The organism is Citrobacter sp. Cpo109, from assembly GCF_030332565.1.
Lineage (GTDB): Bacteria > Pseudomonadota > Gammaproteobacteria > Enterobacterales > Enterobacteriaceae > Citrobacter > Citrobacter portucalensis.
Window position 1 is genome coordinate 304,932 of the sequence record NZ_JAOWHQ010000069.1, and the last position, 15,564, is coordinate 320,495.

A 15,564-nucleotide genomic window follows, 5' to 3' on the forward strand; every position below is an offset into this window, starting at 1 on the left:
AATTTGTACGGACTATTCCCTACATTTCTTATGAATACTATAAATGTCCGTACATTCAAATGTACGGACATTTGTTTGTGTCTGGACATTGTGGCGGCATTTGAATATCCAACAAACTGCCGTAAACACGCATCTTATCATTATCAGATTTTCCAGGGGGATTTATGGCTTCGAATGTACTTGATTCTGTTCTGTTCAGGGATTCTTTCGGCACACCGGCGATGCGCGCGGTGTTTGACGATCGCGAGCTGGTACGCAAATACGTGGAAGTGGAAGTGGCATTAGCCAAAGCCCAGGCACGCTGCGGTGTGATACCCGAGGCTGCGGCGCAGGAAATCGCAGAAAAATGTAATGCTGACACGCTCGATTTTGATTTATTGCGCCATGAAACCGAAATTGTGGGTTATCCGATCCTACCGCTGGTGCACCAGATTTCTAAACAGGCAGGCGAGTCCGGAGGTTATGTGCATTGGGGGGCCACCACTCAGGACATTATGGACACCGCAGTGGTTCTGCAAATTCGTGATGCTTTTGCGCTCATTGAGTCCGATATGGACAAACTCCGCGCCACGCTGGCCGATCTTTCACGCCGCTACCGTGATACGCCGATGGCCGGACGAACCCATTTACAACAGGCTTTGCCCGTGACCTTTGGCTACAAAACTGCCATCTGGCTGGATATGTTTGAACGCCACGCGGAACGTCTTACCCAGGCGCGTCCTCGTGTATTGGTCGGCGAATTTGCGGGGGCAGCCGGTACGCTGGCATCACTGGGGGATAAAGGCCTCGCGGTACAAAAAGCGATGATGGAAGAGCTTGGGCTAAATGTCCCAACATCCACCTGGCACGTCGCGCGTGATGGTTTTGCCGAAGCGGTGAACCTGTTAGCGGTGATTACCGGGTCGCTGGGCAAGATTGCCTACGACGTAATGCTGCTGGCAGCAAACGAGTTTGGCGAACTGTATGAGCCGTTTGTTAAAGGGCGTGGCGCCAGCAGTACCATGCCGCAGAAACGCAACCCTATTTCCAGCGAGCTGATGCTGGCCTGCGCCAAAGGTGTTCGCCAACAGGCAGGGTTGATGCTTGATGCGATGGTGCAAGATCTGGAGCGAGCAACCGGGCCGTGGCATGCCGAATGGATTGCTATCCCGGAAAGTTTCGTTCTCAGCGCGGGGGCATTGCATCAGGCCAACTTTATGCTGGCGGGGCTGGTGGTCGATGAAGAGGCGATGAAACGTAACCTAGGCATGACTAACGGATTGATTGTGGCTGAAGCGGTCATGATGGGGTTGGCTCCGTATATTGGTCGTCAGGATGCACATGACGTGGTGTATGACGCCTGTCGTATCGTCAACGAACAAGGTGGACGATTGGCTGATGTGCTGAATGCGATGCCATCTGTCTCTGAACGACTGGACCCACAGTTGATTGAAAAACTGACCGACCCGGCAAATTACCTTGGAATGGCACCGGCGATGGTGGATCAGGTATTAGCAAGATACATGTCGCGGAAATGAATGCTCTCGGGCTAACGGAATAAGGATATTTTTATGTCAACGAATTCTGTCACGGGAAAATCCATTCTGTCGTTCCTGATACCGCTGGCGATAAGCGCGATCATTTGGTTTTATCCTGTTCCTGATGGTCTAACACCTCAGGCCTGGCATATGTTCGCGATATTTGCCGCGACCATTGCCGCCATTCTCACTCAGCCGCTCCCTTCGGGGGCGGTGATGTTGATTGCACTTTGCGTGGTTATTTTCACCAAAACGTTACCAGAGGCAAAGGCGCTGTCAGGGTTTGCGTCCGGTACGGTATGGCTCATTTTCTGCGCCTACGTCTTGTCTCTGGGGTTTGTGACGTCAGGACTGGGGAAACGTATTGCGTATAAAATGTTATCGCTCTTTGGCGGCAGCAGCCTGGGTATTGCTTACTCACTGGGGGTTTCCGATCTGATTATGGCCCCGGCAATGCCGTCAGTAACTGCGCGGTCCGGGGGCATAATTTTTCCCATCACGCGTTCCATCAATGATGTGTTGGGCTCCGCTCCAGGGGTAACGGGCAAACGTATTGGCGATTTCTTAACCATGGTGTGCTTCCAGTTTACGCCGATTACCGGGGCGATATTTCTCACCGGGATGGCGGCGAATCCGCTGGTAGCGAGCCTGGCGAAATCGTCATTGGGTATGGAGATAACCTGGGGCGGATGGTTTATTTCCGCAGTAGTCCCTGCGATGGTTTGTTTCTGTCTGATGCCGCTACTGGTCTATAAATTATTGGATCCTGAGCTTAAGCGTACGCCAGAGGCAAAAGCGATGGGTAAGCAGGCGCTCGGTGAGCTCGGTTCGATGAGCAGCAACGAGAAAAAGGTCGCGTTTGGTTTTGTGCTGGCGCTGGTTGGCTGGGGCACCAGTTTGATTACTGGATTGTCTGCCACATCTGTCGGGCTGGGGCTGGCTGCTTATCTGTTTGCTTCGGGTGCTGTTAGCTGGAAAAGTTTGCTTAATGACCATGCAGCCTGGGATACGGTTATCTGGTTTAGCGTCATTATTAGCCTTGCGACCGGACTTGCCGATCTGGGTTTTATTAAATGGATGACAATAAAGTTAGGCAGCGGTATTCAAGGGTTTGGTGCGATTGAGTCCTTTATTGTGCTGGGAATCCTTTACATTTACGTCCACTATCTCTTTGCTACGGCTACCGGGCACGTAGCTGCGCTGTATGCTCCTTTCGCGGCCACGGCGATAGCTGCGGGTGCACCGCCGATGATGGTTGCTATTTGCTTCGGTATCTTTAGTAATCTGATGTGGGGGAATACCGAGTATGGTGGCGGACCTGGTCCTATTTATTTTGCCCAGGGCTATTTTGAACGACCGCGTTTTTACAAAATTAACCTCTGTGTGGTAACGGCAAATGTGATTATCATTTTTGCAGTGGGCATGCTGTGGTGGAAGCTGCTGGGATACTATTAACCGACACGTTTATTCGGCCTGCAATGTACCTGACTGTAGGCCGGATAAGGTGTAAGCCGCCATCCGGTAATTTAAGCCAGAGCTGCGAAGCGCTTTCCAGAATGGGGGAAAAAGGTACATCCAACGCCTGAAATGTGCCACAATAGTGGCTGTTTATACAGTATTTCAGGTTTTCTCATGGCACTTACGGCTGCGCTAAAAGCGCAAATCGCCGCCTGGTACAAGGCGCTTCAGGAACAGATCCCCGACTTTATCCCCCGTGCGCCGCAGCGGCAGATGATTGCTGACGTCGCGAAAACGCTCTCCGGGGAAGAAGGGCGACATCTGGCGATTGAAGCACCGACCGGGGTGGGGAAAACCCTGTCGTATCTGATCCCCGGTATTGCCATCGCGCGTGAAGAACAAAAAACGCTGGTGGTCAGTACCGCCAACGTCGCTTTGCAGGACCAGATCTACAGCAAAGATTTACCGCTGCTGCGCAAAATTATCCCCGACCTGCGTTTTACCGCTGCGTTTGGTCGCGGACGCTATGTCTGCCCGCGTAACTTAGCGGCGCTGGCCAGCACTGAACCCAATCAGCAGGATCTGCTGGCTTTTCTCGACGATGACCTGACGCCCAACAACCAGGAAGAACAAAAGCGCTGTGCCAGGCTAAAAGGCGATCTCGACAGCTACAAGTGGGACGGGCTGCGCGATCACACCGATATCGCTATCGACGACGGACTCTGGCAGCGTCTGAGCACCGATAAAGCCAGCTGTCTGAATCGCAACTGTCACTACTATCGTGAATGCCCTTTTTTTGTCGCCCGCCGGGAGATTCAGGAAGCTGAAGTGGTCGTGGCTAATCATGCGCTGGTAATGGCGGCCATGGAAAGCGAAGCCGTTTTGCCGGAGCCGAAAAATCTACTGCTGGTACTTGATGAAGGCCACCATTTGCCGGATGTCGCGCGCGATGCGCTGGAGATGAGCGCAGAAATCAGCGCCCCCTGGTATCGACTGCAGTTGGATCTATTTTGCAAATTAGTGGCTACCTGCCTGGAGCAGTTTCGCCCGAAGACCACGCCGCCACTGGCAAATGCCGAGCGTCTGAACGGTCACTGTGAGGAGCTGTATGAGCTGATTTCATCGCTCAATAACATTCTTAATCTGTATATGCCCGCTACCCAGGAGGCAGAACACCGCTTCGCGATGGGCGAATTGCCTACGGAAGTGATGGAGATTTGTCAGCGTCTGGCAAAGCTAACAGAAATGCTGCGCGGTCTGGCGGAACTGTTCCTCAACGATCTCAGCGAAAAAACCGGCACTCACGATATCGTGCGTCTGCATCGGGTTATTTTGCAGATGAACCGGGCGCTTGGCATGTTTGAGGCGCAAAGCAAACTGTGGCGGCTAGCATCGCTCGCGCAGTCGTCAGGTGCACCGGTAAGTAAATGGGCGACGCGCGAGGTGCGTGACGGGCAGATCCACGTCTGGTTCCACTGCGTGGGGATTCGTGTGAGCGATCAGCTAGAACGACTGCTGTGGCGTAGCGTCCCGCATATTATTGTCACTTCCGCAACGCTGCGCTCGCTCAACAGCTTCTCGCGTTTGCAGGAGATGAGCGGTCTGAAGGAAAAAGCAGGAGACCGGTTTGTCGCGCTGGATTCACCGTTTAATCACGTTGAACAGGGCAAAATCGTCATTCCGCAAATGCGCTATGAACCGTTAATTGATAACGAAGAGCAGCATATCGCGGAAATGGCCGCCTATTTTCGTGAACAGCTGGAGAGTAAAAAGCATCAGGGCATGCTGGTACTCTTTGCCAGCGGTCGGGCGATGCAGCGTTTTCTTGAGCACGTTACCGATTTGCGCCTGCTGTTGTTGGTGCAGGGCGATCAGCCGCGCTACCGTCTGGTGGAGTTGCACCGCAAACGGGTGACCAACGGCGAGCGCAGCGTGCTGGTTGGGCTGCAATCTTTTGCTGAAGGTCTGGACTTGAAAGGCGATCTGCTGACTCAGGTGCATATTCACAAAATTGCTTTTCCGCCTATCGACAGTCCGGTGGTGATCACCGAGGGCGAGTGGTTGAAAAGCCTGAACCGCTACCCCTTCGAGGTGCAGAGCCTGCCTGCGGCGTCGTTCAATTTGATCCAGCAGGTTGGGCGACTCATCCGTAGCCATGGCTGCTGGGGAGAAGTGGTTATTTATGACAAGCGTTTATTGACCAAAAGCTATGGCAAGCGTTTACTGAACGCGTTACCCATATTTCCGATAGAGCAACCTGCTGTGCCAGACGTTATAGTAAAACCAAAAGAAAAAGCGAAACCCACGCGCCGCCGTCGGCGTTAACGATGCGAGCAACAGGCAAGGAGTTATCGATGGATTACCGCAAAATCATTAAAGAGATTGGGCGAGGAAAAAATCACGCGCGTGACCTGGACAAGGATACCGCTCGCGGACTGTATACCCATATGATGAACGGCGACGTACCTGACCTCGAGATGGGCGGGGTACTGATTGCGCTACGTATCAAGGGCGAAGGTGAAGCGGAGATGCTGGGCTTTTACGAAGCGATGCAAAACCACACCATTCGCCTGACTCCGCCGGTAGCCAAACCCATGCCGATTGTCATTCCCAGCTACAATGGTGCGCGCAAGCAGGCGAATTTGACTCCGCTGCTGGCGATTTTATTGCATAAACTTGGCTTCCCGGTGGTGGTGCACGGCGTCAGCGAGGATCCGACCCGCGTGCTGACTGAAACCATTTTCGAACTGATGGGAATTACGCCAACGCTGCATGCCGGGCAGGCGCAGGCAAAGCTGGATGGTCATGAGCCGGTGTTTATTCCGGTGAGCACGCTTTGCCCTCCGCTGGAGAAACAGCTGGCGATGCGCTGGCGCATGGGTGTGCGTAACAGTGCGCACACGCTGGCTAAATTAGCCACGCCGTTTGCTGAAGATGCCGCGCTGCGTCTTTCCAGCGTGTCCCACCCGGAATACGTTTCGCGCGTGGCGAAGTTCTTCGGCGATATCGGTGGGCGCGGCCTGTTGATGCATGGTACCGAGGGCGAAGTGTATGCCAACCCGCAGCGCTGCCCGCAGATAAGCCTGATCGATTCATCCGGTGTGCGAGTGCTACAAGACCGACAGAGCGAGATGCCTGACGAGCCGGTACCGCTACCGGTAGCAAAAGACCCGGAAACCACCGCGCGCTGGATTGAGCGTTGTCTGGTTGGCAGCGAGCCTGTTCCGGCATCGTTGAAAATCCAGATGGCCTGCTGCCTGGTGGCAACCGGTGAGTCCGCCTCACTGGCTGAAGGACTTGCCCGCGTCGAGCAAAGTTTCTAAACCATTTGTTATCCCGACGGGCCTGTTGCCTGGCCTGTCGGTTCTCTCTTTTCGGCAATGTGAAATTTCTGCACGTTTATTGACCTCCAGCGCACCGTGGCGCAGCATAGTTTGTTGAAAAATAAGAAACACAACAAACACGCGACACAAAGGAGATAACAATGAACAGTGGACATCGCTTCCATGTGCCAACGCTGCACGCCTTTATCCAGGCCGTTTTTCATCAGATGGGAAGCAATGATCAGGAGGCGCGGCTGGTGGCCGACCATCTGATAGCCTCTAACCTCGCCGGTCACGACTCCCATGGCATCGGTATGATCCCAAGCTATATTCGCTCATTCTCGCAGGGGCATCTGCAGATCAACCGTCATGCCAAAGTGGTAAAAGATGCGGGGGCGGTGATTACGCTTGACGGCGACTGTGCGTTTGGTCAGGTGGCGGCGCACGAGGCAATCACGCTTGGAATCGAAAAGGCGCGTCAGTACGGAATCGCCGCTGTGGCATTACATAATTCGCACCATATCGGCCGTATTGGCTACTGGGCGGAGCAATGTGCGGCAGCAGGTTTTGTCTCGGTGCATTTTGTGAATGTGGTGGGGATCCCGATGGTCGCACCGTTTCATGGCCGCGATAGCCGTTTTGGCACCAATCCCTTCTGCGTCGTATTCCCGCGTAAAGATACCTTCCCACTGTTGCTGGACTATGCAACCAGCGCCATCGCGTTTGGCAAAACCCGTGTGGCATGGCATAAGGGCGAGCCGGTGGCTCCAGGATGCCTGATTGATGTGGAGGGTGTGCCCACTACCGATCCTGCGGTAATGCAGGTTTCTCCGCTGGGGTCGTTGCTGACCTTTGCCGAGCACAAGGGGTATGCGCTGGCGGCGATGTGCGAAATTATGGGCGGTGCGCTTTCTGGCGGTAAAACCACACATGAAGAGAGCCTGCAGACCAGCGCGGACGCCATCATTAACTGTATGACCACCATCATTATGAATCCACAACTGTTCTGCGCGCCGGACTGCGACAACCAGGTCGCGGCATTTGCTGAGTGGGTGAAAGCGTCCCCGCATGCTGAAGATGCCCCGATCCTGTTGCCTGGGGAGTGGGAGGTGAATACTCGCGAGGAACGGCTGGAACACGGTATTCCGCTGGATGCCGGAAGCTGGCAAGCGATTTGTGAGGCGGCACTGCAAATTGGGATGCCAGACACCGTGTTGCAGGAATTCTGTCAACGGCTGGAAAAATAGGCAAAAAAAAGCCCGTCCAGTGGCGGACGGGCAAACAAAGGGTAACAAACAGGGTCAATGAGGGTTGGAGCATTGGGTCGTACAGGTAATCTTTCGGTTATTTATAGATAACCGCGGTGCCGCTCATTTTGTCTTTGCCGATAGCGGAAGTGATGCTGTAGCCAGTTGCGCCAGCTGCATTCGCTTTCTCAGCCAGTTTGGCTTCCAGGCCGTCCAGCGTAGTAGCGCCGTCAGCAGATACCACACCAATTTTGTTCATGTTTTGCGCCTGAGTAGAGGAAACCGGCTCGGCAGCGAAAACGCCAAATGACAGGGTAGACAGGGCGATGGCAGCAACAGCAAATTTGATATTTTTCATGATTAATCTCTCGCAGGGTTGTTCTGTTAGTCAGTGTTCTTTAAGAAGACGTTGTTCCGTCGATGTGATAAGTATCACGTTTTTTTTGGTGAGAGAAAATCGAATAGAATTGACCACATCAATCAAATAAATTGAATGACAAATAACTTATTGAATATTAATAAATTCGAGTAAGGGATTTACAGTTCTTGTCATTGCGCTTTACAGAGAAGGCGACAACGGCACATTTTGCTACACAGGGTGCAAAAAATCGTGCTCGTAAAGGAAATCGTATGCGCTGAAACTTTTGGTAAAGATAAGTCAACGTAGCTGGCTGTCTTTCGAACCTCTGCGATTATATCCTGAAAATGCTGAGCTATGTGAATCTTTATCCTGTTGGCAGGCGATGCACAAGCGTACCCCTGGCACGGCCTCACGTCTGGCCTGAGGGATAGGATTGCCGCATTCTTCGCATTCATACAGACTTTCCCCTGTCGGTAACTCACCGCGAGCGCGGGCAACAGCATCTTCAATAGTATTGTTGATCTGTTCGTTAACCGCGTCGTCATTTGCCCATCCGGATGCCATGTGTACCTCCTGCTGATGTCTACAGACTAAGTATAGCGAAGGTGATGATTGAAAAACGACCACGCGCCAGCAGTATCAGATTTCAGACCATTCACGCAGCAGGTTATGGTAGAGATTGAGTAATGACAGGATCTCGCTGCTCTCCCCATGGCGAGCTTTCAGGGATTGAATGTTTTTATCCAGTTCAAAAAGCATGGCGCGATTTTTGTCGTCACGGACCATCGACTGTATCCACATAAAAGACGCTACACGAACGCCATGGGTCACTGGCGTGACGCAATGTAGGCTGCTGGAAGGGTAAAGCACCAGATCGCCTGCCGGAAGCTTCACCGCATGCTGGCCGTAAGTATCATTGACCAGCAGTTCTCCCCCTTCATAATCATTCGGGTTACTCAGGAATAAAGTTGCGGAAAGGTCCGTGCGCATCCAGCCGTTTTGCGGATGGCTACGCACCGCACCGTCGACGTGAAAACCGTAGGTCTCGTTGTCCTGGTAGCGATTAAACAGCGGTGTGGAGAGCGTTTTTGGTAGTGCTGCGGCGAAGAAAAGCGCGCTGTTACTTACCGCAGTCTGTACCGCCTGTTGTAAAACGCCGTAGCGTTCACTTTGCGTATTCACCTGCTGGTTGTTTTTTACCTGCGCCCCCTGAGCGCCGGTGGTTGCGCGGCCATCAACCCAGTCGGCAGCGTCCAGTTGTTCACGAAACCAGGCTACATCCTGCGCCGACAGAACGCCGGGAATGTGGTACATCATCAGTATTTCTCCTGAAAGTGGGGCTTACGCCCCACGCGATGGATTAGAAATGCATATTGGCGGTGAGCAGGAAAGTTCTTGGCTCGCCCGGATGATAACGGTATCCACTCTTGTTTATGGAGGATACATAATCGGTGTCGAACAGGTTATAGACGTTTAGCTGGAAATCGAGATTGTGATTCACGCGATAGCCCAGTTTGGCGTCAGCGACCCAGTAACCTTCAGTGTAGGATGGCGTACCCACTGCACCGTCGGAACCGCGATGCATACTACCCACGTAGCGAGCGCCTGCGCCAACGGAGATATCATTGGTAGCCTGATACTGGTTCCACAGCGTGAACGCATGTTCCGGTGTATATGGCAGGGAAGAGGAGCCATCCTGAGCAACGTTTTTACCGCTGTGGATGGTCGCGCGTTGCTGGGTGTAACCCCCAATAATCTGCCATGCGGGGGTGATGTTGCCTGCTACCGAGAGCTCGTAGCCTTCAACGCGTTTCTCTCCGTACTGGGAATAGGTACCGTCGTCGTTCTGCTCAACTTCATTCTCAATATCCGTGCGGAAAATCGCAGCGGTTAACAGCAGGCGCTTATCCAGCACCTCCCATTTGGTGCCGATCTCGCTGGTTTTCGCTTTCTGCGGTTTGAAATCGGTACGATTCGCACTGTTACCGCTGCCGCCCTGAGCAAGAGCAAAGTTGCTGCCGCCCGGCGGTTGCTGAGAAACGGCATAGTTGATGTACACGTTACCGTTATCGGTCAGGTGATACAGCGCGCCAGCTTTCCAGTTCACCAGATTGCCTGATTTGGCAGTATCCACAGTGGTGACCGGGGAACCTTTAGCCACGCCTGTCGGGCACGCGACTGCGCCGCGACCGGAAGCGCCGCAAGCGGTGGCGCTGTCATATTCTGTGCGGTAATTGTCGAGGCGAATACCACCGTTCAGCTCGAATTCACGGGTAATTTGTAGCGTATCAAAAGCGTATACACCGAAGGTGTCTGTTTGCCCGTTAGCGTTGGCGCCGTTACGAGACAATCCGCCGATATTCACATTGCTGTCGGGGTGATAGATATTCACCGGTGGTGGGGTGATCGGCGCCACGCCATAGTTGGTTTGTGTTTCGCGCGTCAGCTCCACACCGGTGCTGATGTCGTGACCGATGGAGCCCGTGTAGAACGTTGAGGTCAGGTTGGTCTGGTTGGTCAAGATCTTATTGCTGACATCCTTGGTATTTGCCAGGCGTGACCAGGTCCAGCTGTCGACGCTGCTGGTGGGTTGGGTGATGTTAGACGCGCCGCCCATCACCGCCGTCATCAGATAATCCTGTTTAATGCGCGACCAGCGGGTGGTGTTGCGAATAGTGGTGCTGTCGTTCAGGTCATGTTCAAAACGCATCGTCGCGGTATCGGTTGTCGAATCGTCATAATCCGAGTTGGTACCGTAGAAATTATGCGTATCCACTTTGCCTGAATGATTCAGTGCAGAAGTCCCCGCAGAAGGTGCGGAATATCCCGGCAGGCCAATGGTAGGGATGCCGCCATCCGGCGTGTTGTGCTGGGTGACATGTAGATAGTTCAGGTACAGTCGGTTCTCAGTCCCTAAGCCAAAAGCGAGAGAGGGGGCCACACCGTAACGTTCATTCTTAACATTATCGCGACCGGCATCATGCGTTTTTTCGCCCATCAGGTTTAAACGTGCGGCGGTGGTCTCGCCGATGACCTGGTTAATGTCCAGCGTACCACGGCGGAACCAGGCGCTACCGACGCTGGCCGATGCATCGATTCCTGAGTCGGTGCGTGGCTGTTTGCTGATCATATTGATAGACCCAGTCGGTGCGCTACGTCCATAGTCGGTACCGGAAGGACCTTTGATTACTTCCACCTGTTCGGTATTGAAGGTGTCGCGCGTGACGCTGCCAATATCACGGATACCGTCGATATAAATACTGTTCGAGGTATCCGCACCACGCATGTAAACCGCGTCTCCGGTGCTGGAGTTACCATTCTCACCGGCGAAAAATGCGCCAACGCCCGGGACGTTTTTCAGCGCGTCGGTCAGATTTGTTGCGCCTTGATCCTTAATCACCTGCTCAGAAATCACCGTCATGGTGCGGGTTGTATCCGCCACCGGACGGGAGAATTTAGGGTCGGCAGACTGTGTTGGGGCGTACAGCGAAGGTTTGGCCGCTTCAACGACCAGAGTGTCTTCTTGTTTTTTATCCTGGTCGTCCGCAGCGACAGCCTGAGCTATAGGGGACAGGCCAATGCACAGACTGGCAAAAAAAGTCAGTGAGTGAAAGCTACTGGACGGCAAGTTGCGATTTTTATCCATGTTAATGAGTGACTTATTATTGTTTGAGTGGACGGTTTCACTCGCGCGAAGGGACATCTCTATGGATGTTATACCCTGCAGGCCTCGCGGAAATGAATATGTAATTGATAATGATTTTGATAAGCATTACTAATCAGTGCGACGTTTTAGCATTCATTAATTCAAAAATAAATACATTTATTTACATTGGATTCAAAATGCCAACATATTGATTACAAATTGAGCTGCAATGAAGTGAACCGCACGCAGAAAACTGCATTCGGGGTGAATGCAGTTGGGCTGAGAAGGGGGGGTTACTTATAGATGGTTGCGGTACCGTACATCTGATTTTTGCCGCCCGCAGAATCAACGACAAAGCCTTTTGCCCCTTGCTCTTTCGCTTTCTCTGCCAGCTTGTCTTCGAGGTCGCTCAGGTTAGAGGCGCCGGTAGCGGATACTGTGCCGGAAGCTTGTAGCTGACCGGTAGCTGAGCTGGTGTATGGCTGTGCAGCAAAGGAGGCAAATGTCATGCCGGAAAGTACGGTAGCAGCAAGTAATGTGAGGCATTTCTTCATGGTGATATCCTCTGAAAAACAACAGGTGTGCCTGATAAGTTTAGGTCGTCAGGGGATGACATTTACCGCAAAAAATTGGTGATGAGCTGTCTGTTTTTTGAACAATTCGCAAAGCATCAAACAGGTGTAAAAAATCAAATTTCCTTGTTGTGTGTGTTTACCGCGTGGCGTTATGCGGGTATCTTACGCCGCTGTTAAAAGGAGAATGCTATGTCCGCCCTGAAACCGGGATTACACCCACGCAACCGCCACAATGGCCGTTATGATCTTGCGACTTTATGCCAGGTTACGCCCGAGCTGACGCAATTTCTCACCCTCACGCCCGGCGGCGAGCAGAGTGTTGATTTCGCGAATCCGCAGGCAGTAAAGGCGCTCAATAAAGCACTACTGGCGCATTTTTATGCGGTGAAAAACTGGGATATTCCAGATGGTTTTTTGTGTCCGCCGGTGCCTGGTCGTGCTGACTACATACACCATTTGGCCGATCTGTTGAGTGAAACCAGCGAAACCATTCCGGCAAATGCGAGCGTGCTGGACGTGGGAGTTGGGGCAAACTGTATTTATCCACTGATCGGCGTGCATGAATATGGCTGGCGATTCACGGGTAGTGAAACCAGTAGCGAAGCATTTAACAGCGCTCAGGCGATCGTCAACGCCAATCCGGGATTAACCCGTGCTATTCGTCTGCGTCGCCAGAAAGATGCAACGGCAATCTTCAACGGCATCATTCACAAAAATGAGCAGTATGAAGCCACATTATGTAACCCGCCATTCCATGATTCTGCGGCCTCAGCCCGCGCCGGAAGCGAGCGCAAACGCCGTAATCTGGGACAGGACAAAGACGATGCGCTGAACTTTGGCGGACAGCAGCAGGAGTTGTGGTGTGAAGGCGGTGAAGTGGCGTTCATCAAAAAAATGATCGCCGAAAGCCAGGCCTTTGGTCGCCAGGTGATGTGGTTTACCACGCTGGTTTCGCGCGGTGAGAACTTGCCTCCACTGTATCACGCGCTAACGGATGCGGGCGCGGTGAAAGTGGTTAAGAAAGAGATGGCCCAGGGGCAAAAGCAGAGCCGCTTTATTGCCTGGACCTTTATGGATAACGATCAGCGTCGTCGTTTTATGGCGCGTAAACGCTAAAGCGTTGGCTCGGTTGGCGGTAGCGGTTCGCTTGCCGCCGACGCAGGACCATTCCCTGGTGCAGGTAACACTTGATACGTCTGTACCGGGGCGCGTATGTTGGCCAGATCGAAGTATTTCTTCACCTGGCTGTCGAGCGCAAAACGTACCGTCCACTGCTTCAGCGGTAAGGTGGTAAACGAGACCCGTAGCGTGAATGCCGTATTGGTTAATCCTACAATCCCGGCAAACGACGGCTCGCCGATAATCAGCCCGCGAATATCATCTTTTTCCATCACCGCAGCAACTGCGTCTTTCAACGCCTGATTCGCTTTATCCGCATCCTCATGGCGGTCTACGTCGTAATTGGCGACGACCGATCCAATTCCACGCACAAAGTTGGCGAAGGTCGTAATCGATGACCAGGGAATGATATGGTACGCCCCGGTGTCCTGACGCACGCCCACAGAACGAATGGACATTCGTTCAACCGTACCGGTGAGTGGACCGATGGTCACCAGGTCGCCGGTGTTCATGCCATTTTCAAACTGAATAAAAATCCCGGTAATAATATCTTTTACCAGCGTTTGCGAGCCGAAAGAGATAGCCAACCCCAGCGCCCCGGCCCCGGCCAGCAATGGGGCGATATTAACGCCAATTTCCGACAGCACAATCATGATGGTGATCGTGCTGATGATCACCGCCAGCGCGTTGCGAAACAGCGTCAACAGGGTTCGGGTACGAGCGCTGGGTAGCGGGCGTCCGTGAATATCGGAAGCCAGACGATTTTCAATCAGGCTGGCAAGGATCGTCCAGCCGATGGCGGAGAAGAATAAAATCAGCGCGATACGGATCAGAATATCCACCGTTTTTTCTCCTGCGCCGTAATGCAGCCAGTTCCAGAAGTCGAACAATCCCCAGGCATTCAATAGCAGCATCACCGCAACGCACACCGTCAGGATCCTGGCCACGCTTAACGCCGTCGACAGCCAGCCATTCAGTCGTTTTTGTAATTCCGGATAGCTGCGCTGGGTGTGTGGCGAAAGGGTAATAGTTTTGGCTATCCAGCGGGAAAACATGCCGGAAACAAAGGCGGCAATTCCAATGATTACCAGGCTGCGCAGCGTAGCGCCCATCATGAATTTCAGGCTGTTGCCCGGATCAAACAGCGAAAAGAAAAACAGCACAATGAAGTAGGCGCTGGCCAGCCAGTGCCATACCAACGCAAAGGCACGGATAAACAGGCTGAAAAAAGCTAACGATCTTTCTGCCAGATTCTGTAAATGCAGCGTTATCTCTTTCTTGTTTCTGAAAATCAGGTACAGCGCCCATAGCGTGATACACAGCATGATGATGACGTTGGCCATCGCGCCGACCTGCACATTGACCTGATTGGAGATAATGGGAACGGCAACTATAAGCCCGTAACCAATCAAACTGCTTAATGAACTCAAACGCCGATTCCAGTAGCGCGCACCTGCATCCTGAATGTTAAACGGGCGTAGTTCAGCCACCGTTGGGCAAAATATCAGACGCAAAATGGCTTTGAAGAACTCAATCAGGGCAAAGGCATTGAGAAACAGGCTTTGCTGAAAGGCGATGGTGCGACTGCCGGCATTCATTCTGTCGCTCAGTATCTGCCCGACAAACAATGTCAGCGCCAGCAGAAGCAAATCAATAATGAATGCGCCAACGATCATCGCCGGAAGCTGCAGCCAGTTGCTGCGTTCGCGGTTTTTCCGCCGTGCCCATTGCCCCATTTTACGATACAGAGGCAGCGCGCACAGGCGGATCAGCCAGTAAAAACCGAACACTGACGCCGCCAGCATTAAAAAATGAGTCAGGGCATTGGTGAACGTTTGCGAGTTAAAGGTCTTGTGCGGTGCATCGGTAATATTGCGATAAAGCTGGGCAAAGCGGCTGGAGAGCGCCTCACCGTAGTGCCGGGTGACATCCGTGACGTTTTCCAGTACCGTTTTTTCTTCCGTTAACGTGGGTGGGACAATGGTTGGCACCGGCTCAGCAGGGGGCGCAGTTGCCACTTTGCGTAATTGATCGATCAGTTCCTTCCGAGAGGTGTCATTTTCCAGCACATCAGCCAGTGCGCCGTAAGCCGCTTTCTTCTGTTCAACATCTGGCTCCTTTGCCGGGGCGGTTTGTGCGTTGGTTGACGTTGGCGTGGTGACGCCAGGTATCGTCACTGCTTGTGCCGGAAGACTCAACAGACAAACAAAGATGAACAGGATCCAGCGCATGACTCCTCCCATGAGAAAATAAATTCAAAAGGATAAGTATAGATGTCAGGGCGGGAGGGAATTGAAATGAGAGGATTCTGGTGAAAA

At 52.8% G+C, this 15,564-nt stretch carries 12 protein-coding genes; 6 read left to right on the forward strand and 6 right to left on the reverse strand.

Annotated features, from left to right (window positions below; all coding sequences use genetic code 11):
• Positions 1–164: 164 nt before the first annotated feature.
• The 5 genes from OGY71_RS19420 (at position 165) to OGY71_RS19440 (ending at position 7,545) form a co-directional block, all read left to right on the forward strand.
• Positions 165–1,517: a class-II fumarase/aspartase family protein gene (locus OGY71_RS19420; RefSeq protein ID WP_003831555.1), complete on the forward strand. Its 1,353-nt coding sequence runs from the start codon at positions 165–167 to the stop codon at positions 1,515–1,517.
• Positions 1,518–1,550: 33 nt separating this feature from the next.
• Positions 1,551–2,972, forward strand: coding sequence for a DASS family sodium-coupled anion symporter (locus tag OGY71_RS19425; RefSeq protein WP_286613559.1), 1,422 nt, complete (start codon positions 1,551–1,553; stop codon positions 2,970–2,972).
• Positions 2,973–3,149: 177 nt separating this feature from the next.
• Positions 3,150–5,300 (forward strand): ATP-dependent DNA helicase DinG, encoded by a 2,151-nt coding sequence (dinG, locus tag OGY71_RS19430; protein WP_071445151.1) that lies wholly within the window; start codon positions 3,150–3,152, stop codon positions 5,298–5,300.
• A 29-nt stretch (positions 5,301–5,329) separates the two neighbouring features.
• Positions 5,330–6,298, forward strand: coding sequence for a DNA-binding protein YbiB (ybiB, locus tag OGY71_RS19435; protein ID WP_164562981.1), 969 nt, complete (start codon positions 5,330–5,332; stop codon positions 6,296–6,298).
• 161 nt (positions 6,299–6,459) lie between these two features.
• A complete protein-coding gene (locus OGY71_RS19440; RefSeq protein WP_286613560.1) occupies positions 6,460–7,545 on the forward strand; it encodes a malate/lactate/ureidoglycolate dehydrogenase in 1,086 nt (361 codons plus the stop codon).
• Between the two features lie 97 nt (positions 7,546–7,642).
• On the opposite strand, the gene ybiJ is transcribed toward OGY71_RS19440, so the two are convergent.
• The 5 genes from ybiJ to mcbA all read right to left on the reverse strand — a co-directional run bounded on the left by ybiJ (position 7,643) and on the right by mcbA (position 12,106).
• A complete protein-coding gene (gene ybiJ / locus OGY71_RS19445) occupies positions 7,643–7,903 on the reverse strand; it encodes a DUF1471 family protein YbiJ (RefSeq protein ID WP_003831561.1) in 261 nt (86 codons plus the stop codon).
• Positions 7,904–8,203: 300 nt separating this feature from the next.
• Complete coding sequence (locus OGY71_RS19450) at positions 8,204–8,470, reverse strand: DksA/TraR family C4-type zinc finger protein (protein WP_150344823.1); 267 nt, start codon at positions 8,468–8,470, stop codon at positions 8,204–8,206.
• Between the two features lie 75 nt (positions 8,471–8,545).
• A complete protein-coding gene (gene ybiX / locus OGY71_RS19455) occupies positions 8,546–9,223 on the reverse strand; it encodes a PKHD-type hydroxylase YbiX (protein ID WP_164562979.1) in 678 nt (225 codons plus the stop codon).
• Between the two features lie 43 nt (positions 9,224–9,266).
• Complete coding sequence (locus OGY71_RS19460; protein ID WP_286613561.1) at positions 9,267–11,552, reverse strand: catecholate siderophore receptor Fiu; 2,286 nt, start codon at positions 11,550–11,552, stop codon at positions 9,267–9,269.
• A gap of 293 nt (positions 11,553–11,845) precedes the next feature.
• The gene (mcbA, locus tag OGY71_RS19465) at positions 11,846–12,106 is read right to left on the reverse strand and encodes a DUF1471 family periplasmic protein McbA (RefSeq protein WP_063940658.1); all 261 of its coding nucleotides are present in this window, start codon (positions 12,104–12,106) and stop codon (positions 11,846–11,848) included.
• Positions 12,107–12,316: 210 nt separating this feature from the next.
• Here mcbA and rlmF point away from each other — a divergent pair, with 210 nt between their 5' ends.
• Positions 12,317–13,243 (forward strand): 23S rRNA (adenine(1618)-N(6))-methyltransferase RlmF, encoded by a 927-nt coding sequence (gene rlmF, locus OGY71_RS19470; protein WP_286613562.1) that lies wholly within the window; start codon positions 12,317–12,319, stop codon positions 13,241–13,243.
• On the opposite strand, the gene ybiO is transcribed toward rlmF, so the two are convergent.
• Positions 13,240–15,477: a mechanosensitive channel protein gene (ybiO, locus tag OGY71_RS19475; RefSeq protein ID WP_149384170.1), complete on the reverse strand. Its 2,238-nt coding sequence runs from the start codon at positions 15,475–15,477 to the stop codon at positions 13,240–13,242. The two genes, rlmF and ybiO, sit on opposite strands and share 4 nt — an antisense overlap.
• Positions 15,478–15,564: the final 87 nt, after the last annotated feature.